A 17,806-nucleotide genomic window follows, 5' to 3' on the forward strand; every position below is an offset into this window, starting at 1 on the left:
CCGTGGACCAACCGCGGCTGACCCGCTGGACGGGTTTCGCCGGATCCCTGCTGCTGGCCGTGTCGGCCTGGTTGGGCGGGGCGCTGCCGGACGCCTCGCTGCGTACCAACCCGGTCAAGATCTGGCAGGGCCCGAATGGGCCGCTGCTGCTCTCGCTCTGGCTGGTCGGCACCGCCCTGCTGGTGTGGGCGTGGTGGCGGCTGCGCAACGAGGTGCCGTCGGCGCGCTGGGTGCTGCTCACCGTCGCGCTGTGGGTGCTGCCGATGCTGTTCGCCGCCCCGTTCGGCAGCCGCGACGTGTACGCGTACTCCTGCCAGGGGGCGAGCTTCGCGGCCGGGATCAGCCCGTACGAGCAGGGGGTGTCGGCGCTGCCCTGCCCGTGGCTGGACACCATCTCCTACATCTGGCGGGACACCCCGGCGCCGTACGGGCCGCTGTTCGTGGTGATCGCCGGGGCGGTGGTGAAGGCGACCGGCTCGCTGACCGCCAGCATCGTGGTGTTCCGGGCGCTCGCCCTGGGCGGCGTGGTGCTGACCGCGTACGCGCTGCCGGCGCTGGCCCGGCGCTGTGGGGTGCCTCCCGCGCGGGCGCTCTGGCTGGCGCTGGCCTGCCCCCTGGTCGCCATGCACGTGATCGGCGGGCCGCACAACGACGGCCTGATGGTGGGCGTGCTGGTCGCCGGCCTGGCCGTGGTGGCGAGCCGGCCCGGCCGGCGCTGGCCGCTGCTGGGCGGCGGGGTGCTGCTGGGGCTGGCCTGCGCGATCAAGATGACCGCCGTGGTGGTGGTGCCGTTCGCCGCGCTGGCCGCGATCGCCGGGGCGTTCTCGATCCGGTCGCTGATCCGCGACGGCGGCTGGGTGGTCGGTGGGGCGGTCGCCACTGTGGTCGGCGTGACCTACGCGGGCGGCCTCGACTTCGGCTGGGTCGGTGGGCTCTCCGAAGGCGGGGTGGCGGTCGCCTGGACCTCGCCGCCGACCGCCGTCGGCCAGACCGTCGGCCAGGTGGCGCGGTTGTTCGGCTGGCACGTCGACGCGCTGCCGGTGACCCGGGGGATCGCCGTGGTGCTGCTGGCGGTGCTGTTGGTGCTGCTCTGGTTCCGCGCGGTCCGCCGGCCCGACCCGATGTACCACGCGGGGCTGGCGCTGGCGCTGACCGTGGTGCTGTCGCCCGTGGTGCACCCGTGGTACTGGATCTGGCCGCTGACCGTGCTCGCCGCCACCGCACCGCTACGGCAGCAGTGGTACCTGGTGGTCGCGCTGGTCTCCTCCTTCCTGATCCTGCCGGACGGCACCGGCCTGGCCCGGTACACCAAGACGCCCGGGGCCCAGCTGATGACGCTGTTGATGATCTGGACGGTCGTGCGGTTGGTACGGTCGGCTCGGGCGGAGCGCACCCCGGCCCCCGTCGACTGAGGGAAGGTCTGCCGGTGGACGACGTGCGGCCCGGTCGGGCCCGGCTCGTCCGCTGGGGCGGGCTGGCCGGCGCGCTCCTGCTGACCGTCGCCGGTTGGCTGGGCGGTGCGCTGCCCGGCACCGCGGGTGGCGGTCCGGCGGAGCTGTGGCGCACCGGGCGGGCACCGGTGGTGCTGGGCTGCTGGCTGGCGGGCATGGCCCTGCTGGCCGGCGGCTGGTGGGCGCTGCGCGCCGGCGCCCCGTCGACCCGCTGGGCGTACCTGACCGCCGGGCTGTGGCTGCTGCCGCTGCTGGCCGCGCCCCCGCTGGGCAGCCGGGACGTCTACTCGTACGCCTGTCAGGGCTGGGTGTACGCGGCGGGACACGACCCGTACGCCGGCGGGGTGGCGGCGGCCGGCTGCCCGTGGGTGGACGCGGTGGCACCGATCTGGCGGGACACCCCCACCCCGTATGGGCCGTTCTTCGTGCTGCTCGCCGCGCTGGCGGCCACCGTGGGCGGCGGCCTGGTCGGCACGTTGGCCGTGCTGCGCCTGTACGCCGTCCTCGGCGTGCTGCTGGCCGCGCTCTGCGTGCCGGGGCTGGCCCGGGCCGCCGGGGTGCCGACCCGGCGGGCGGCCTGGCTGGCGCTGGCCTGCCCGCTGGTCGGGGTGCACCTGGTGGCCGGCGCGCACAACGACGCGGTGGTGCTGGGCCTGCTGCTGCTCGGCCTGCTGGTGCTGGTCCGGCTGCCCGGCCGGCCGCGGGCGCTGCTGGTCGCCGGGGCACTGCTCGGGCTGGCGCTGGCGGTGAAGGCGACCGCGCTGGTGGTGCTGCCGTTCGCCGGGCTGCTCGCGGTGCGCGGCCGGTACACCGTCCGGGCCCTGGCGCGCGATGCCGGGCTGCTGGCGGCCGGCGGGTTCGGCGTGCTGGCGGTCACCTCGCTGCTGTCCGGGCTCGGCCTCGGCTGGCTGGGCGGGCTGGCGCACAGCGGGGACTCCCGGCAGTGGACCTCGCCGCCGACGGCGGTCGGCCTGGTCGGCGACTACCTGGGCGAGGCGGCCGGCGCGCGGTGGCCGGCCGTGCCGGTGGCCCGGGTCGTCGCGCTGGTGCTGCTGGCGGTGGCGCTGGCCGGCCTCTGGTGGTGGGCGTGGTCGGCGTTGCGTCGACTCGACGACGTACCCGGGCGGGTGCGCCGGCTGGCGGCGGCCCGGCCCCGGGTGGCGCTGCTCGGCGCCGGCCTGGCCCTGGCGGCCACGGTGCTGGCGGCCCCGGTCTTCCACCCCTGGTACGCGACCTGGCCGCTGCTGGTGCTGGCGGTGGCGACCGTCCCTCCGGCCCGGGCGCGCTGGTTCGTGCTGCCCTGCGCGGCGGTCTCCTTCCTGACCCTGCCGGACGGCAGCAGCCTGGCCGCGTACACGAAGGCACCGGGCGCGGTCGGGATGACCCTGCTGGTGCTGGCCGCGGTGGTGCTCGGATCGCGGGCCGCGCTGGGCCGCCGACGGCGCCCCCCGGCGCCGGGTTGACCGGCTGGGCCCCGCTCGGCCCGGCCCCGCTCGCCCCGGCTCGGCCCGGCCCGGCCGGCTCTGCGGTTGGCGTCGGGCCCGTCGCCGATGTCCGGAGTGGCTGCGGCGACTCATGAGGGTACGTTCCGCGCCCTACCAACTTGATGTCGTGAACGAATCGCTCACTCGCTCGGGTCACGCCGGTTTGCGGCGATCAGCGAGGTCGGTGATTCGTTTGTGAGGTCAAGTTGGTAGGGCGCGGACGGGGTCCGGTCAGCCCCGGGCCGGTGCGTCGGCACGCCGGTCGGCTCCGGCGGCCAGCGCGGGCGCCGGACCGCAGCGCCGGCTCAGCGGGATGACCCGCAGGTCGGGCAGGGCGGGGTCGGCTGTTGCGGCGCGGCCTGGAGGCGGGCGGACAGCGCCGCCAGCAGCAGCCCGGGCCCGAGCAGGCTCACCGCCACCGCGGTGGCCGCCAGCGTGGCCCAGTCCGGATTGCGCTGGCCCAGCTGGGCGAGCTCGTGGAGGTTGAGTAGGCCGATCGGGGTGAGCAGGATCAGCAGCGCCCAGCCGCCCCGGAAGTCCCAGCGCCGCCCGGGGCGGAGCGCGGCGGCCACGGCGGCCAGCAGCAGGACCGTGCCGACCGCGACGGGCGCCTGGAAGTTCCAGACATCGCGGTAACCGACGATCGGGCCGATCCGAGGCACGGCGGTCTGGGTGAACACGACGACCAGCACCGCGACGGCGAGCGGGACAACCCGGGCCCGGTGCGGCACCCGCGGCGGCAGGCCGAGCGCGATCACCCCCAGGACGAGTTGCGGCAGCACCACGAACAGCGGCGGCCGGGACAGGCCGGTCACCGCCGACACCGGCACGACCAGGGCGGTGGCCAGCACCGCCGCCCAGAGGAGCGGCCGGGCGTAGCGGCGCGGCGCCAGCGTTTGCCCGAGCGCCGCGGCGAGCCACGCCGCCCAGACCACCGCGCCCAGGCTCGCGAACGGGCCGACCTGCTGGAGCCCGTACTCGGGGCGCGCCGGGCGCAGTTCGGGCACCATCCAGTGGGCCGCGAGCGCGGTGGCGGCCAGGAACGCCAGCACGGCGGCGAGGCGTACGCCGGGCAGCAGGTCGGTGGCCCCGGCCGCGCGCAGCCGGGCGGCCAGGCCGCCGCGGGCGAGGTCGAGGGCGTCCGCCGGCGCGGGCCAGCGCCGTCCCGGCGCGGCCAGGTCGAGGTACGTCCCGACGATCTCGGCGCCCCGGGCCCGCCGGTACGCGGCCGGGTACGCCCACAGCAGCCGCAGGTAGCGCCGTTCCAGCTCGGTCATGCCAGCCCTCCCGCCAGCCGTGCGGTGCTGCCGGCGCTGCTGGCGGCCCGTCGGCGCAGCCGGGTGGTGGCCGCCTCGACGTTGCGGCGCATCCGTTCGGTCTCCGCGCTGAGGGTGCCGGCGCCGTCGGGGGAGAGGCGGTAGTAGCGCCGCAGCCGGCCGTCCACCACCTCCTCCCGGTCGACCTGGACGAGGCCGGCGTCGACCAGCCGGTCGAGGGCGCCGTAGAGGGTGCCGGGGCGCAGCGACACCCGGCCGTCGGAGAGCGCGGCCACCTCGCCGATCAGGCCGTAGCCGTGCATCGGCTCGCCGGCGAGCGCGGTGAGGATCAGGTACGTGGGTTCGCGTAGGGGAGTGTCCACGCCGACAATATATCGGACGCGAAGGTATTACGGGGGGCGATACACGGCCGGGCCGGCCCCGCTTCCGCGGAGCCGGCCCGGCCGGCGCTGGTGGAACCCGGGTCGACCGCGTCAGCAGTCGAAGTACATGGCGAACTCTCCCCGTGCGTTGACGCTCGTTGACTGCCGTTGGATACCGCTCCTGACCTGGGCAATCAGACCGTCCGTCCGTTGGCCACCGTTGGCAGTCTGCGGACTTCCTGCGGACTAGCTGCGGACCCGACCCGCCCAAGTAGGCGGGCCCGGACTCGGAGATAGCGACTCCGGCCGGGCCCTTGATCAGGAAGCGAGTCCTGACCCATGAGCAATCTATCCATCATTCTGTCCGACTGCGACCAGCTGGCCACCGTGCGGCTGGAGGTGTTCAGCCCCGCTGATGGCGACCTGTACGGCTCCCTGGACGCCTCGGTGTACGTGTGCGAGCAGCACGGCATCGACACCGTCGCGGCCCTCTGGCGGGCCAACCTGACGGCCCACAAGGCGACGATGGCGCCCGGCGTCGTGCGGGCGTGCCCCGAGGTGTACGTCTTCCCCACCGGCACGTTCGGGAACGCGAAGTGAGCGCCCGGCACCCGGCGTGGTGCGACCGGAGCAACTGTGCCGAGCGCCGGGAGCACCGCTCCCGGGCCAGCCACATCGACACCAACCGGCCCGAGTCAACAATTGTTGACGTCGCGCTCATCCAGGCCCTGCACCCAGCCGCCGCGCCGATGCTGTCGCTCACCTCGATCGAGGGGCACTTCGCCGAGCAGGTCATCATGTCGATCGGCCAGGCCCGGGCGCTCACCTACGTGATGCGCCGCCTTATCGACCAGACGAAGGGCGGCCAGCGATGAGCCGCCCGGACCGCTGGTGGCGGCCGACGACGAGCCGTCGGCCGGCGCAGCGCACCCGGGCCCGCCGGATGTACTCCGGCAAGGAGTTGGACACGACGTTCGACCTCGGTTACACCATCGGCCAGGCCGACGAGCGCAAGCGTCACCAGCAGCGCGACGAGCAGATCACCCGGCTTGCCCGGGCGGCCGACGCGGCGCAGAACGGCGACCCGTCGCTGCTCGACGAGATAGCGCGTGAGGCAGCCGCCGACGACCTGCTCGACGTGGCTGACGCGGCCGGGGCTACCCCGCTGCCGGTGGCCGACCCGGACCGGATGGTCGACGAGCTGGAGCGCTGGCTACGCGAGCAGGGCTGATCGCGCAGACTCCTGCGCGATTGCGAACCCGGGTGCCGAATTCGGCACCCGGGTTCCGAATTTCGGCCGCGGCCCGCTCGGTCCGATGGGTCCGGGCGGGCCGCCTGGCCGGGGCTGTCCCGGCATCAGGCGGGCCGGTTCGGAACGGCGTAGACCAGGCCGAGCGCGGCCAGGGCGGCCGAGGCCACACCCACCCACTCGGCCGGGGTGACGGTGTTGTCGACCAGGGCGGTGCCGAGGACACCGAGCCCGGCGACGGCGGCGCCCACGAGCGCCTTGGCGTACGGCTTCCAGGTCATGTGGTCCCTCCGTGGGATCGGATGTGGTCTTCCAGGCGCTGCTCTAGGCGGCCGATGGCGTCGCGCAGCGTGCTGCCGGAGTTGGGCTTGAGTTCCTTCTCGATCAGCGCGAGGCGCTCCGGCACGCCGGGCACGGCGACCCGGCCGGGCCGGGCGGGCCGGCCATACCAGTCCTCGCGGAACTCGTCGTTCTGCCGGGCCAGCCGCCGCAGCGGCTTGCCGACCATCACGGCCAGGGTCAGCGCGGTGAGCAGCACGCCCAGGACCACGCCAGCGCCGGCCCACTGTTGCAGGGTCATGGCCTACCTCTGGGAGAGGCGTTCCGCGACGCCCTGGAGCAGGGTGCGCAGCTGGGTCACCTCGGTACGGAGCTGCTTCATCTCGGTGTTCAGCCTGACCGCCGTGGCGTGGGCGGACCAGAGGATGTCCTTCGCGGTGCGGTCGTCGCGGATCTTGTTGCCGTCCTGGTCGACGTACTCGCGGGCCTGGGCGGCCCAGACGGTGTTGGCGTCGGCGGGGGTGAGCGGCATGTCGTCCTCCAAGAGTCCCCACGGGCGGCGGTCCTGCTCCGCCGCCCGGGTCTGGTCGATGCTGACGTGGACGTGCTTGTCGTGCGGGTTGACCCCGCCGTACGGCTCCGGCCGCCAGCCGCGCAGCCGGTGGTAGAGGCGCCGCTCGTAGATGACGTAGCGGGCCGACGGGTGCCGCTTGATGGCGGCGAACACCACGGCGAAGCTGATGCCGTCCTCGTCGATGTCGATCGCGTCGACCGACCCGCGCTCGTTCGGGTTGTGGTCGCTGCGGGTGGCCCGGTGGCGGGCGTCGCCGATCCACCCGTCGGAGGTCTTGTCACGACCCGGCCACCGCCGGTTGATCTCGTCGCGCAGCACCGCCAGGGACGGCGCGAGGTACGGGGCGGTCACGGTCAGCCCCTCACGTAGTCGACGTACAGGTACGTGGGGCGGTTGCTGCTGGCCTCCCGGTACAGGTTCCCGGTGCCCGACGCCCGCTGCGCGGTCCCGACGAACGTCTTCGCGCCGTCTGCCGCCGCGGTGTATTCCGTCTCGACGATGAACAGGTTCCCGACGGTGCCGGCGTTGGGCAGCGGCAGGAAGTCCACCGTCCGCTCCGCCCCGGAGACGTTGTCCTCGCGGATGCGGGGGGTGGCGATGTCGTTGGCCACCGACGTGCCGATGCGGGTCACCCACCGCACCCGGTACGTGCGGCCCGCCTTCAGCGTCGCCGTGACCGACGCGATCACCGTCTCCGCGGTCGTGAAGGTGCCGGAGTCGGTGTCGTGGGTGGCGGTGGCGATCCGGGCCCCGGACACACTGCCGTCAGTCAGGATCCGGTTGACGTCGGTCGCCAACGTCTCCAGGTGCTCCCAGATACGGGTGTGCCCGTACGACGCCGGGTAGGTGATGCCCTTACTGGTCGTGGGCACGGCTCTATCCTCTCTGCCACATGATCGTCAGGGTGAACGCCGGCGACCACGAACCGCGGCCGGCCAGCCGCACGTACGGGGCGCCGGTCGCGTCGTAGACGGCCAGCCCGCCGGCGGTCCCGTCGACGAGCTGCTGCGCCCACGACAGCGGCACCGCGAACTCGAGCTCACCGCCGACCGCCAGAGCAGGCCCGGCGGTGCTCGCGCCGAGGGTCGGTGCGCCGGCGGGCCGGGCCGCCTCCGTGACCAGGCGCAGCGTGGTCGCCTGGGCTGCGTGGTCCCCGCCGGGCAGCCGCCGCACCCGCACGGTCGCGGCGGTGACCGTCGCCCCGGCCAGGCTGCGCGGCTTCGTCGCGTAGAACGCCGCGCCGGTGTGGTTGCCGCCGTAGTCGCCCTGGAGGACGTCGTCGACGTCGCCACGCCACCCGCCGGCCGGCCGGTACGAGCGGGTCTCCACCGGGGACACCGCCAGCCGGCCGCTGGTCACCGCCGGCCGCGGCGTCGGCGGGGCGTCGTTGTCCACCGCGGTGGGCGCGGTGGCGAAGCCGCGGGCCACGGCGAACCACTGCGACCCGATGCGCTCCACCACCAGCACGTCCCCCGACGCGACGGCCAGGTCCCGGGCCACCTGCACGGTGGTCGGCGTGCCGTTGACGGTGGCGGTGACGGTGGATCCGCTCTTCGCGGCGGTGGCGGTGGCTAGGATCGCGCTCATGCCAGTGCCCTCACCTTCAGCGTCTGCGACCCGCCGCCGGCCACGTACGGCAGGGTCAGCGCCTCCACCGAGCACGGCAGGCCGGTGTAGTCGTCGGTGGTGACCGCGACGACGTCGCCGACCTGGATGCCCGGGTGCGGCACCATCACGACCTTGAACTCCCGCGAGGTGCGCCGCTTCAGGGTGGCCAGCCGGGTCGCTGCGGCCTGCCGGCACTGCGCGACGGTGGTCAGCAGCGGCGACGAGTAGAAGAACGGCACCGGCAGCGGGTTGAAGTCCCCGCCGTACGCCTTCGGCCCGTCGTAGTTGTAGGCGACGCCCTGGACCTGCCCGCCGTCCGGGGCGGTGCCCCTGGCGACCACCACGTTGTACGCCTCATCCCTGGTGGACGAGCCGGACGCGGTGATGATGGTGCCGCCGGTGCCGTTGGTCAGCGACAGCAGCGGGGTGGTGGGCTGCGTCGCGGGCCGCACCGACAGGTAGCCGTCCTCGGTCACGTGCGCGTCGGCCGGCCAGGCGTCGATCAGCTCCCACACGGCGGCCAGCCGGTCCTCGTCCCAGTTGATGCCGGCCGGCACCGCCCGGTCCGTGAGGCCGACGTCGACCACCGCGGTGAGCGCCGGCTCGACCAGGGCCCGCAGCGTGGAGGCGAGGGTGCCGGCCGGTTGGAACGGGCTGACGAGCCGGGCCTCCTCGAGGAGCGCGAGCAACCCGACGGCTTCGACGTTGACCGCGTCGCCCTCGGTGCCCGAGTCGCGGATGACGAACCAGCCGCGCTGGATCCACTCCACCCGCCCGTTGCCCAGGCCGATGCCGAGCTGCACGCGCAGCCTCTGGCCGTTCGCGGCGAGGGGGTGATCGTCGGCGACCGGCGACCACGACCGGCCGCCCGCCCGGCGGGGCACGGTGAGGGTGAGCCGCTCCGGCACCCGGATTCCCCGGTCGGTTTCCTCGGTCGCCGCGTCGATCGGCACGTCGTCGGCGAGCAGCTGCCCGCCCAGCCACGACTCGACCCGCTGGTATAGCTCGTACGAGCCGGTCAGCACCGACAACGCTTCCGCCGACAGCCCGATCACGAGAAATCCCCCTGCGCCAGGTCGAGCAGCGTCGCGTAGTCGGCGGCCAGCGCGGTCAGGGACTCGTACGCCTTGCCGAACCACGCGTCATCGATGTAGAGCAGCGACGACGCGGGTGGGGTGCCGGTGAGGGAGCCGCCGACCATCCGCGCAGCGACCGCGCCGGCCGGCGCGGTCACCTCCGTCTCGTTGAGCGTCCACGTGTTGTCGATCGGTTCTGTCTGCTGACTCGCCGACGAAATGATCACGTTGGACGCGTTGTAGAAGTTGACTCCTACGGCAGTGAGCCGGGTCGACCCGACACGCTGCCACGCGGCGAGCCGGTACACCTTGCCCGCCACCACAGCCACGGGCGGGTCTATGCGGGCCTCAACAGTGGCGGTGGTGCCGTTCGGGGTCAGCAGCAGCGACGCGGTGCCCTGGTGCGCCTGCGCGGTGGACCGGGCCACCGTGCCGCCCAACGGCAGCCACCCGGCGGCGTCGACCTCAAACGTCGGATTGGGCAGCAGGTTGGGCCCGGCTACGTCGTAGCGGGCGGCGACGTCGGCGAGGGTGAACCCGCGCGCCTCCAGCTTCCCCGCCCACGCGTCGGTCTGGGCCACGTCCAGGGCGAACACCCGCCGCTGATCGGAGCCGTCCTGCGACCACCGGCGCTCCCGCACGCCGAGCACCGACAGGTACGAGTCGACACCGTCGTACCCGCCGGGCTGGCGGATCTGCACGATGCCCTCGGTCGCCGAGGCGATGGTGGCGGCCAGATTGTCCCGGGAGCTGGTCGTCTCGACGTACAGCTCGATGGTGCTCTCGAACTGCCCCATCGGGCCGACGACGGCGATGTTGCGGCCACCGACGCGGAACACCGACGCCTGCCGGCCGACCGCCTTCTCGTCCCAGGCCAGGATCGTCACCTCGGCGGCGTTGCCGTTTATCGCGTCGGACACGGCCACCCGCCCGCCCGGCAGCACATAAGTCACCGGGTCCGTCCGGTGCTCCACCAGCCCGCCGGACAGCGACGCCACATACCTGACCGGCACCCCGAACGGCAGCTCCGCGTCGGTGCGCAGGAACACCCCGGACATCGGCCCGGCCGACCCGGCACGCAGCGGGGTCCGCACCCCACCAACCTCCCGGTACACGGCCACCGACTCGTCGGCGAGGAACTGCACGGTCACCAGCACCCGGGGCGGCCAGGTGTCCTGCAGGGCGGCGCTGATCTCGGCCACTACCGGCTCCCCACCTTCTGCCGCCAGGCCGTACGGCGCCGGTCGTCGGCGACCGCCCGGGCGGTGTACGCGTAGAACGGGGCCCCGTCGAGGTTGACGTTGAGCGTCTGGTTGACGCTGGCCTCCACCCGGGTGGGGCCGCCGGTGCGGAAGCTGCCGGCGGTGCCGTCGATGAAGCTGGAGCCGGCCGCGTTCTTCACCTGGGTGCCGACGCCCGGGATGTAGTGGTCGCCGGTGTTGTTCACCCGCACGGTGACGGTGACCGTCTTGCCCTTCAGCCCGTTCACCTTCTTCTGGAAGGTGGTGACCGCGGCCGACGCCGCCTTCGTGTCGGCGTTGATGTCGGTGGTGACGTTCTTCGGCACCTTCAGCAGCTGCGCGGCGAGGTTACGGGCCTGGCCGGCGCTGTAGCCGGCCTTCTCCGCCATCGCGACCAGCTTGGCCCGGTTGTTCTGGTAGGCGTCGCTGGCGTCCCGGGCGGAGCGGCCCGACTTGTCGCCGGCCTCCGTCTCCCGGTTGAACGCCGACGCCATCGCGTTGAGCGCGGACTCGTTCTCCCGGCCTTTCTGGGTGTTGAAGCCCTTCGCCGCCCCGTTCTCCTTCAGCGTCTTCGTGGCGTCGGCGATGGCGCTGCGAGCGGCGATCTGCGCATCCCGCAGCGACAGGTTCGAGTCGGCGAACTCGTCGGCCTTCTCCCGCGCCCGGGTGATCCCGTCCGCAGCCGCGTCGGCACCATCACCCAGCTCGCGGAAGCCGCTGGTCAGATTCCACGCCGAGGTCTTCGCCCCGTCCTGGCTGGACGTCATCGAGTCCAGCAGCTGCTTGCCGCCGGGGATCTTGTTGACGAAGAACTCGAACGCCTCCGTCAGCAGGTTAAGCGCGCCACCGATCCCACCGATGGTGGCCTTCAGCAGCTCGAACAGACCCTTCAGCCCCAGCGCCATCGACGCGCCGTTATCCGACAGGTCGGAGAACACCTTCCCCACCACCTGGCCGATGCCCTCGATCCCGGCGCCGATCTGCGCAACGACCGGCCCGGCCTTCGTGACGGCGGCGGTGATCCCGGACAGCATCGACTGCGCGGCCCGACCGAGGGAGTCCGTCAGCGGAGCGACCCAGTTCGCGGACACGTCGAACAGCCGCTTCAGGTCGGGCATCATCCCCCGGAAGGCGGCCTTCGCCCGGCCGATCGCGTCGAGGGTGGCCGGCACGAACCGCTGCGCGGCCTGCCGCAGCTGGGCGCCGGCCGTCTCTTTCAGGTCGGCGAACGCGCCAGCGACCCGGGCGTCCTTCGCGGCGATGAGCACCCCGCCGACCACACCACCGAGGGCGGCGCCACCGACGATCGCCCCGGCGACGGCCGGAGCCGCAGCCACCGCAGCGCCGACGAGGACACCGGCCAGGGCGAGCTGCACGTACGGGCCGGCCGCCGACACGGCCTTGGCCAGCCCGCCGCCGATCGACCCGCCCAGCTCGGCCACCTGGCCGACGCCCTTACCGAGGCCGCGGGCGAACTTCTTCCCCGCGCTGTCACCCGAGTTGGCCCAGCGGGACGTCGCGCCGCCGATCTTCGCCAGGCCGCTGCCCCACGTCGAGGCGATGTGCTGCGCGGCGGCCAGGGTCTTCTTGCCCTGCCCGTCGACGTCCCGCCACGACTTCTCGACCTGCTTCAGGTTGCGGTTGACCGACTGGATGGCCGGGCTGGTCCGGTCGCGGGCGACGACGTCGAGGGTCACGTCCCGGTCAGCCACGGCGGATCACCTCCAGGGCCTCGTCGACGGCGTCCAGGGTGGCCTTGCGCCACCCGTCGAACTCCGCCCCGGTCTCGGAGAAGAACCCCGGGGTCACCTGCTGGAAGTGCCAGTCGCCGTCACCGCGGCGGCCCCACGACGGAGCGGCGGCCCGGCCCTGGTCGATGCGCCGCAGGTCCACCTTCGGCTGCTTGTCCGGGAAGCCCTTGCGACGGCCCTTCAGGCTCACGCCGGCGGCCCGGCCCTGCAGCTTCACCCGGGCGGTAATGGACAGCTTCGACACCCACCGGCCGAACCCGCCCCGGGCCGGCAGCACCGCCAGGGCCCGCTGCCGGATCGCCTTGCGGACCGCGGGGACCGGCTTGCGGACGTTGCGGGCCAGCGCGTTGGTGACCTCCTTGCGGCGGTCGAACGTCCGCAGGTCACGGATCAGCGCCTCCAGACTGTCGCTCACCAGGTCACCCCCTCTGCGCCCGCCGTGCCGCGGCGTCGTGCTCTTCGATCAGGTCCTCCAGCGTGGCGAGGTCCCGCGGATGCCAGGACTCAAGGCCAGCCGGCCCCGTCAGCGGCTGCCCTGTGCGCCACGCGAGCGCGACGAGGTCCGCCCGGACGGAGCCGGCGTCCCAGGGTCCTCGGCGTCCACGCCGATCGTGACCTCACCGCCCTGGCCGTCGCCGTCGCCCGGGTCGCCGGCCTCCAGGCACACCGCGTCGAACTCCGGCCACGTCATCGTGATCTCGCCGCGCCGGGTCAGCACCGACCAGGCCAGCCAGCGCAGCGCCAGCATCGGCCGGGAGTCGATGTCGGAGAACGGGCACCCGAAGTCCTGGATCTCCCAGCGGGCGACGTCGCGCTGGTCGGCGACCACGTCGTACGTGGTGCCGTCCTCCATCTCGACGCGCAGCTCCACCTGGATGCGGGCCATCAGGCGCTCGTCCCGAACACCGGCTGCCCGACGACCGGCAGGGTCAGCTCCTGGGTGAGCCAGTTGCCCTGCTCGCCGCCGAACTCCGGCATCAGCGCCAGCACGGTGAACGTGGCGGTCGCCTGCCCGGTGCCGGCCTTCGGCTGCAACGTCACCTCGATCTCGGTGCCGGCCGCCGTGCGCAGGGCCTTCGCCAGCCCATCGGTGGCGTTGATCTGAAGGCCGGCGATCTCGAACGTCCACACCGGGCTGTCGACGTCCTGCACGACGCCGTCCGGCACGAGGGTCCGCATCGTCTGCACCGGCTGGTCCGGCACCAGCCGGGCCTTGCTCAGCTGGTTGGCGTACTCGACCTCGTCGATGGTGACCACGGCGTTCTTGAACACGTGGGCGCCGGTCGCTGCGGGCATGGTCATTCACCCCTCATGGTGATCTGCAGTGCGTACTGGTCTGAGCCGCTGGCGCCCAACGCCACGGGCTCGATGCGGTCGACGAAGCCCAACGGCTCCAGGACGTCGACCAGGTACTCGGCGTGGGCGTCGATCCACTCCGACGCGCCCCGCTCGTCCTGCGGCAGGTACACCAGCACCCGCCAGGTGACGGTGAACGCCCGGCCGTCCGCGCGGTCCAGCGGGCCGAGCAGCGGCCACCCGTCACCCGACCGCGGCGTGGTCGGCCGGTACGCGTACCCCTTCACCCCGTCGGCTGTCGACAGCGCGGCGGCGATGGCGTCCCGGGCCCCGGTCAGCGACATCAGCCCACCGCCAGCCGGCGGTGCGGGGCCTCGAGGCGGCGGACCTCCGGGTCACGCCCCGGGGCCATGGTCGGGCCGAGCTCGGCGTCGCCCTGCATCACCGCCAGCGGCAGCTGCCGCATGGCCAGGTTCCGCTGGACGCGCCGCAGCAGCGCCTGACGCAGGTCGTCCGGGTAGACCGCGCCGACCCGGCAGGTTGCCCGCTGCGCGGCGGCCTCGGCGTCCAGGGCGTCGGTCAGGTCGGCGGTGTCCCACGACGCGGCGCCCTCGCGCAAGTAGTCGGCGACGTCGTCGGTGGTCGGCATCCCGGTCGTGGTCGTGGTGGCGGTGACGTACGCGGCGAAGTACACGGCGTCGCCGCCGGTGGCCACCTGGGCGATGTAGCGGCCCGGCGCGTCGACGGTGTACGTAGCCCGGTAGCGGCCCGTCCCCACCGCCTCCACCGCCGGCAGCGCGACGCCGCCGGCCGGGGGGGTGACCGTCGCGGTCGGCGCGGCGACGTCCGCGTACCCGTCGAGGTCGCGCGCCTGCACGTCGATGAGCCACTGCCCACCGACGGGCAGCAGCGCGCTGGTGCTCGACAGTGCCGCGATCCCCACGACGGTCACCCCCTTCCGTTACTTCCGGTTCGGCTTCGCGGTGGCGAACTCGTCCGCCGACGCCTCACGCGGCTTGTCGCCGGGCTTGCCGGTGCCGACCTGCCGGGCGCCGGTGAACGGCGACACGGTGCGGCCGGTGCGCTCCAGCTCGTCCCGCTGCCCCTCGGACAGGGCGTAGGACGGCTCGGTCGGCTTCTGCCGGGTCGGCTGGCCGGCGGCGGCGAGCTGCTCGCGCAGCGCCCGGTTCTCCTCCTCCAGCGCGGTGATCCGGCCCGCGTCGGCCGGCTTGTTCGGGGTGTTCGCCATGGTCACTGCTCCTCTGCTCCGGCTCACGGCACCGGGTCGTAGGTGATCTCGCGGACGCCGTTGATGTCGCTGATCGCGGTGGCCTTGTAGCCCCAGATCGCGAGATCCACGTACGCGACGCGGTACTGGAAGTCGAGGCGCTGCGGGGCGCTCGCCCAGCCGTGCACGACCTCCCGGTCGAACAGGTACGAGCTGGCGACCACCGAGCCGGTCGCGGCCAGCGCCCAGGCGGGCAGGAACTGCACGCCGTCCACGTCGATCGCGCCGAGCCGGGACCGGGTGGAGCCGTCAGCGTTGGTCGGGCCGAGGATCGGGAACAGCGGCCGGCCGTCGTTGTCCTTCGCCCCGGCCAGCGCCTTGTAGAGGTCGATCTGCGAGAACGCGGTGTCCATCGAGAACCCGCCCCGGATGAACTGCAGGGCGGCGAACGCGGCCTTCAGCTCGGCGGCCAGGGCCTGCCCGGTGGTGCCGCCGCCGGCGGTCAGCGCGATGGCGGTGGGGGTGGCATCGTCGAGCACCTTGACCGCGGCGGCCTCCAGCGCCTCGTACCAGGCGCGGGTCATCTGCCGCCAGATCAGGTTGGACACCTGCGGGTTGCCGCCCTGGTCCCACGTCTCGCGGGTGATCTCGATTTTCCCGGACACCGCCGACGGGGTGACCGTCTGACTGGTGGCGGTGAACGCGCCCGGGGTCGGCTCGGTGCCCTCCGTGTGGTTGGCGACCAGGCCGGACGAGCTGGAGAACTTCGGGAACGTGAACGGGGTGTTGTCGCTCAGCGAGCCCTTGCTGATCGCCTCCCACACCGGGTAGCGGTACTCGCGCTGGTCGACGTACATGTCGGGGCGCTGCCGGGTCGGGTTGAGGCTGGACACGTTGGTCTGCGTCACCGCGAACTGCTCGCGCATGAACGTCTCGGCCCGGGCCAGCGCCGCGGCGTCGCCCTTGCTGCCGGCGATCAGGTCGGTGCTGAAGTCGTGGGTGCCCTTCTGCAGGTGGCCCTTGGCGTCGAAGGTGTACGGGGTCGGCTCGTCGACGAACACGGCACCGCCGGGCGTCGGGTTGACCACCTGCCGGCCCTCCGGCTGCGCGGGCGCCTGCGGCTGGCCCTGCGCCTGCATCAGCTGGAGCACCTGCTCCATGGTGAACGTGGCCGGTCCGGTGTCCGGCGCGGTGGCGGCCGGAGTGGTGGAAGCGGTGCACGCCACGCCCTCCGCGTGGACCTGCCCGCAGGTGGCGCATGGCATGTTGCTACCTCCCTCTCTGCTCGCCACGACGGATGTCAGGCGAGAGTCGTCGAACGCGGGCATCGCGGTCAGCGACACCTCGCGCAGTGCGGCACGCTTCACCAGCCAGGTGGCCGCGTTGTCCGGGTCCTTGGTGAAGGCGTCGTCGGTGAAGTCCACGCCGATCGACAGGCCGTCGAGCACCCCGTCGGCGGCCAGGGCCAGCGCCTCGTCACCGCGCGGGCCGCGGGCCACCTTGAACGTGGCCACCAGCCCTTGCGGCGTCTCGGTGAGCTTGGTGGCGTAGCCGATGGCCTGCGCGTGGTCGTGGTCGCGCAGCAGCTTGACGCGCTTCTCCGCCGACCAGCGGATCGAGCCGGCGGCGAACCGCCACTGCCGGCCACCGGAGCGGGCCACCTGCCCGTACGGCACCGCCAGGCCGGTGATCGTCCGGGAGTCCTCGTCGACGGCGAACGTCGAGGCGGGCACGTCGTCGAACGTCAGCCCCGACTCGCGGGACAGCACCAGCCGGGCCGGCCCGGTCGCCGACACCTCGGCGGGCGCCGGGGCGGGCGCGGGCTGCGGCAGCTCGGCCGGGTCCAGGGCGGGCATCTTCTCCTCGGCGCGGATCTCCGGCACGGTGATCGCCCCCATGTTCTTCGCCTTCTCGTACACGTCCCAGCGGGTCCGCGGGTCCGCGCGCATGTAGTCGTCGACGTCGAAGCGCACCTGGTGGCCGCGCTTGGTGACGTCACCCATCGACAGCCGGTCGGTGACCGCCCGCATGTACGGCGACAGGGTGTCGTTGATGCGGTCCTGCCGGCGGTCGGTGGCGTTCTGGTAGGTGCGGCTGGTCGTCGACTGGCCGAGGTCCTCCGGGTCCAGGCCGAGCGCGTTGGCGATGTCCAACGTGGCCTGCCTCTGCAGCTCGACCAGCTGGAGGTCGGCGGGGGTCGGCTGGTCCGCGGCGTTGTACTTCAGGGCGGCCGGCACGTAGGCGGTGCTGCCCTCCTTGCGGGCCTTGCGCCACTTCGCCAGCACGTCCTTGATGTCGTCGTCGTCGGCCGGGTCGGCACCCTCGGTCGGGGTGAAGTAGTCCAGCGGCCTCGGGTTGTCGGCGTACATCGCGGCGAGCTGCTCAAGCAGCAGCGCCCGCTTGATGGGCCGGCCCGCCGACGACAACAGCCCCGGATTCGGGCTGTAGAAGCGGATCAGCTCGGTGGCCGGCACCCGCTTCCCGTCCACCCAGACCGTGCCGTCCTCGTCGAGGGTGACCCGCAGCGGGTCGAGCCGGCGCGCGTTCACCGGGTAGCCGTCCCAGCCGAACCCGGAGATCCGCCACCAGGCGATGCCCTCGAACAGCAGGTCCTCGATCGTCTGCGCCAGGGTGACGACGTTGGGCACGTCCGGATCGATCTGCTCGAACAGCGGGTTGCGCACCGGGGTGTTGTCGCCGTCGTACTGCACCAGCGGCAGCGTGGCGATCGAGCAGATCAGGTTGCGGCCCCGCAGGACGGCCGGCACCGACAGGGCCTGGACGCGGCCGATGCGCGGGGAGTCACTGCGCCCCGACATCTCCAGGATCAGCTTGTCGATCGGGCGGGGCGGCGGCTCGGAGAACCGGGCGGTGGGCACGCCGAAGAAAGCAGCAACGCGATTCCGGAATCCCACGCCGCCTATCGTCGC

At 73.4% G+C, this 17,806-nt stretch carries 22 protein-coding genes; 5 read left to right on the forward strand and 17 right to left on the reverse strand.

What is annotated here, in order from left to right:
* Nucleotides 1-2: 2 nt before the first annotated feature.
* On the forward strand, nucleotides 3-1,412 hold the full coding sequence (gene mptB, locus AB0H57_RS24455) for a polyprenol phosphomannose-dependent alpha 1,6 mannosyltransferase MptB (RefSeq protein WP_357510168.1): 1,410 nt from the start codon (nucleotides 3-5) through the stop codon (nucleotides 1,410-1,412).
* Nucleotides 1,413-1,426: 14 nt separating this feature from the next.
* Nucleotides 1,427-2,914: a polyprenol phosphomannose-dependent alpha 1,6 mannosyltransferase MptB gene (mptB, locus tag AB0H57_RS24460; RefSeq protein ID WP_357510170.1), complete on the forward strand. Its 1,488-nt coding sequence runs from the start codon at nucleotides 1,427-1,429 to the stop codon at nucleotides 2,912-2,914.
* A 326-nt stretch (nucleotides 2,915-3,240) separates the two neighbouring features.
* Here the strand turns inward: mptB (AB0H57_RS24460) and AB0H57_RS24465 are convergent, their stop codons facing one another.
* Together AB0H57_RS24465 and AB0H57_RS24470 are read right to left on the reverse strand one after the other, a co-directional pair.
* On the reverse strand, nucleotides 3,241-4,212 hold the full coding sequence (locus AB0H57_RS24465; protein WP_357510172.1) for a hypothetical protein: 972 nt from the start codon (nucleotides 4,210-4,212) through the stop codon (nucleotides 3,241-3,243).
* Nucleotides 4,209-4,574, reverse strand: coding sequence for a PadR family transcriptional regulator (locus AB0H57_RS24470; RefSeq protein WP_357510174.1), 366 nt, complete (start codon nucleotides 4,572-4,574; stop codon nucleotides 4,209-4,211). Before AB0H57_RS24470 ends, AB0H57_RS24465 begins: the two co-directional genes overlap by 4 nt.
* Nucleotides 4,575-4,913: 339 nt before the next feature.
* On the opposite strand from AB0H57_RS24470, the gene AB0H57_RS24475 reads away from it, so the two are divergent.
* From AB0H57_RS24475 to AB0H57_RS24485, 3 genes are read left to right on the forward strand one after another with little or no spacing between them, the layout of a single operon-like run.
* Entirely contained in the window at nucleotides 4,914-5,174 is a 261-nt protein-coding gene (locus AB0H57_RS24475) for a hypothetical protein (protein WP_357510176.1), read from the forward strand.
* The gene (locus AB0H57_RS24480) at nucleotides 5,171-5,449 is read left to right on the forward strand and encodes a hypothetical protein (RefSeq protein ID WP_357510178.1); all 279 of its coding nucleotides are present in this window, start codon (nucleotides 5,171-5,173) and stop codon (nucleotides 5,447-5,449) included. The genes AB0H57_RS24475 and AB0H57_RS24480 overlap by 4 nt, the downstream gene beginning before the upstream one ends.
* The gene (locus AB0H57_RS24485; protein ID WP_357510180.1) at nucleotides 5,446-5,805 is read left to right on the forward strand and encodes a hypothetical protein; all 360 of its coding nucleotides are present in this window, start codon (nucleotides 5,446-5,448) and stop codon (nucleotides 5,803-5,805) included. The genes AB0H57_RS24480 and AB0H57_RS24485 overlap by 4 nt, the downstream gene beginning before the upstream one ends.
* A gap of 125 nt (nucleotides 5,806-5,930) precedes the next feature.
* Here the strand turns inward: AB0H57_RS24485 and AB0H57_RS24490 are convergent, their stop codons facing one another.
* From AB0H57_RS24490 to AB0H57_RS24560, 15 genes are all read right to left on the reverse strand, one after another.
* Entirely contained in the window at nucleotides 5,931-6,104 is a 174-nt protein-coding gene (locus AB0H57_RS24490) for a hypothetical protein (protein WP_357510182.1), read from the reverse strand.
* Nucleotides 6,101-6,403 (reverse strand): hypothetical protein, encoded by a 303-nt coding sequence (locus tag AB0H57_RS24495; protein WP_357510184.1) that lies wholly within the window; start codon nucleotides 6,401-6,403, stop codon nucleotides 6,101-6,103. Before AB0H57_RS24495 ends, AB0H57_RS24490 begins: the two co-directional genes overlap by 4 nt.
* Nucleotides 6,404-6,406: 3 nt before the next feature.
* On the reverse strand, nucleotides 6,407-7,027 hold the full coding sequence (locus AB0H57_RS24500; RefSeq protein WP_357510186.1) for a hypothetical protein: 621 nt from the start codon (nucleotides 7,025-7,027) through the stop codon (nucleotides 6,407-6,409).
* A gap of 2 nt (nucleotides 7,028-7,029) precedes the next feature.
* Complete coding sequence (locus AB0H57_RS24505) at nucleotides 7,030-7,548, reverse strand: hypothetical protein (RefSeq protein WP_357510188.1); 519 nt, start codon at nucleotides 7,546-7,548, stop codon at nucleotides 7,030-7,032.
* A 4-nt stretch (nucleotides 7,549-7,552) separates the two neighbouring features.
* A complete protein-coding gene (locus tag AB0H57_RS24510; protein WP_357510190.1) occupies nucleotides 7,553-8,263 on the reverse strand; it encodes a hypothetical protein in 711 nt (236 codons plus the stop codon).
* Nucleotides 8,260-9,339 (reverse strand): DUF5047 domain-containing protein, encoded by a 1,080-nt coding sequence (locus AB0H57_RS24515; protein WP_357510192.1) that lies wholly within the window; start codon nucleotides 9,337-9,339, stop codon nucleotides 8,260-8,262. The genes AB0H57_RS24510 and AB0H57_RS24515 overlap by 4 nt, the downstream gene beginning before the upstream one ends.
* On the reverse strand, nucleotides 9,336-10,562 hold the full coding sequence (locus AB0H57_RS24520; protein WP_357510194.1) for a carbohydrate binding domain-containing protein: 1,227 nt from the start codon (nucleotides 10,560-10,562) through the stop codon (nucleotides 9,336-9,338). Before AB0H57_RS24520 ends, AB0H57_RS24515 begins: the two co-directional genes overlap by 4 nt.
* Entirely contained in the window at nucleotides 10,562-12,313 is a 1,752-nt protein-coding gene (locus AB0H57_RS24525) for a hypothetical protein (protein WP_357510196.1), read from the reverse strand. The genes AB0H57_RS24520 and AB0H57_RS24525 overlap by 1 nt, the downstream gene beginning before the upstream one ends.
* Nucleotides 12,306-12,767: a hypothetical protein gene (locus tag AB0H57_RS24530; RefSeq protein ID WP_357510198.1), complete on the reverse strand. Its 462-nt coding sequence runs from the start codon at nucleotides 12,765-12,767 to the stop codon at nucleotides 12,306-12,308. Before AB0H57_RS24530 ends, AB0H57_RS24525 begins: the two co-directional genes overlap by 8 nt.
* Before the next feature lie 108 nt (nucleotides 12,768-12,875).
* Nucleotides 12,876-13,238: a hypothetical protein gene (locus AB0H57_RS24535; RefSeq protein ID WP_357510200.1), complete on the reverse strand. Its 363-nt coding sequence runs from the start codon at nucleotides 13,236-13,238 to the stop codon at nucleotides 12,876-12,878.
* Nucleotides 13,238-13,648 (reverse strand): hypothetical protein, encoded by a 411-nt coding sequence (locus AB0H57_RS24540; RefSeq protein ID WP_357510202.1) that lies wholly within the window; start codon nucleotides 13,646-13,648, stop codon nucleotides 13,238-13,240. Before AB0H57_RS24540 ends, AB0H57_RS24535 begins: the two co-directional genes overlap by 1 nt.
* A gap of 2 nt (nucleotides 13,649-13,650) precedes the next feature.
* A complete protein-coding gene (locus tag AB0H57_RS24545) occupies nucleotides 13,651-13,992 on the reverse strand; it encodes a hypothetical protein (protein ID WP_357510204.1) in 342 nt (113 codons plus the stop codon).
* Nucleotides 13,992-14,591 (reverse strand): hypothetical protein, encoded by a 600-nt coding sequence (locus tag AB0H57_RS24550; RefSeq protein WP_357510206.1) that lies wholly within the window; start codon nucleotides 14,589-14,591, stop codon nucleotides 13,992-13,994. Before AB0H57_RS24550 ends, AB0H57_RS24545 begins: the two co-directional genes overlap by 1 nt.
* Before the next feature lie 18 nt (nucleotides 14,592-14,609).
* Complete coding sequence (locus AB0H57_RS24555) at nucleotides 14,610-14,897, reverse strand: hypothetical protein (RefSeq protein ID WP_357510208.1); 288 nt, start codon at nucleotides 14,895-14,897, stop codon at nucleotides 14,610-14,612.
* A gap of 23 nt (nucleotides 14,898-14,920) precedes the next feature.
* Nucleotides 14,921-17,791, reverse strand: a complete 2,871-nt coding sequence (locus AB0H57_RS24560) for an HK97 family phage prohead protease (protein ID WP_357510210.1) — start codon at nucleotides 17,789-17,791, stop codon at nucleotides 14,921-14,923.
* Nucleotides 17,792-17,806 lie beyond the last annotated feature (15 nt).

The sequence above is a fragment of the Micromonospora sp. NPDC050686 genome, from assembly GCF_040654475.1.
Lineage (GTDB): Bacteria > Actinomycetota > Actinomycetes > Mycobacteriales > Micromonosporaceae > Micromonospora.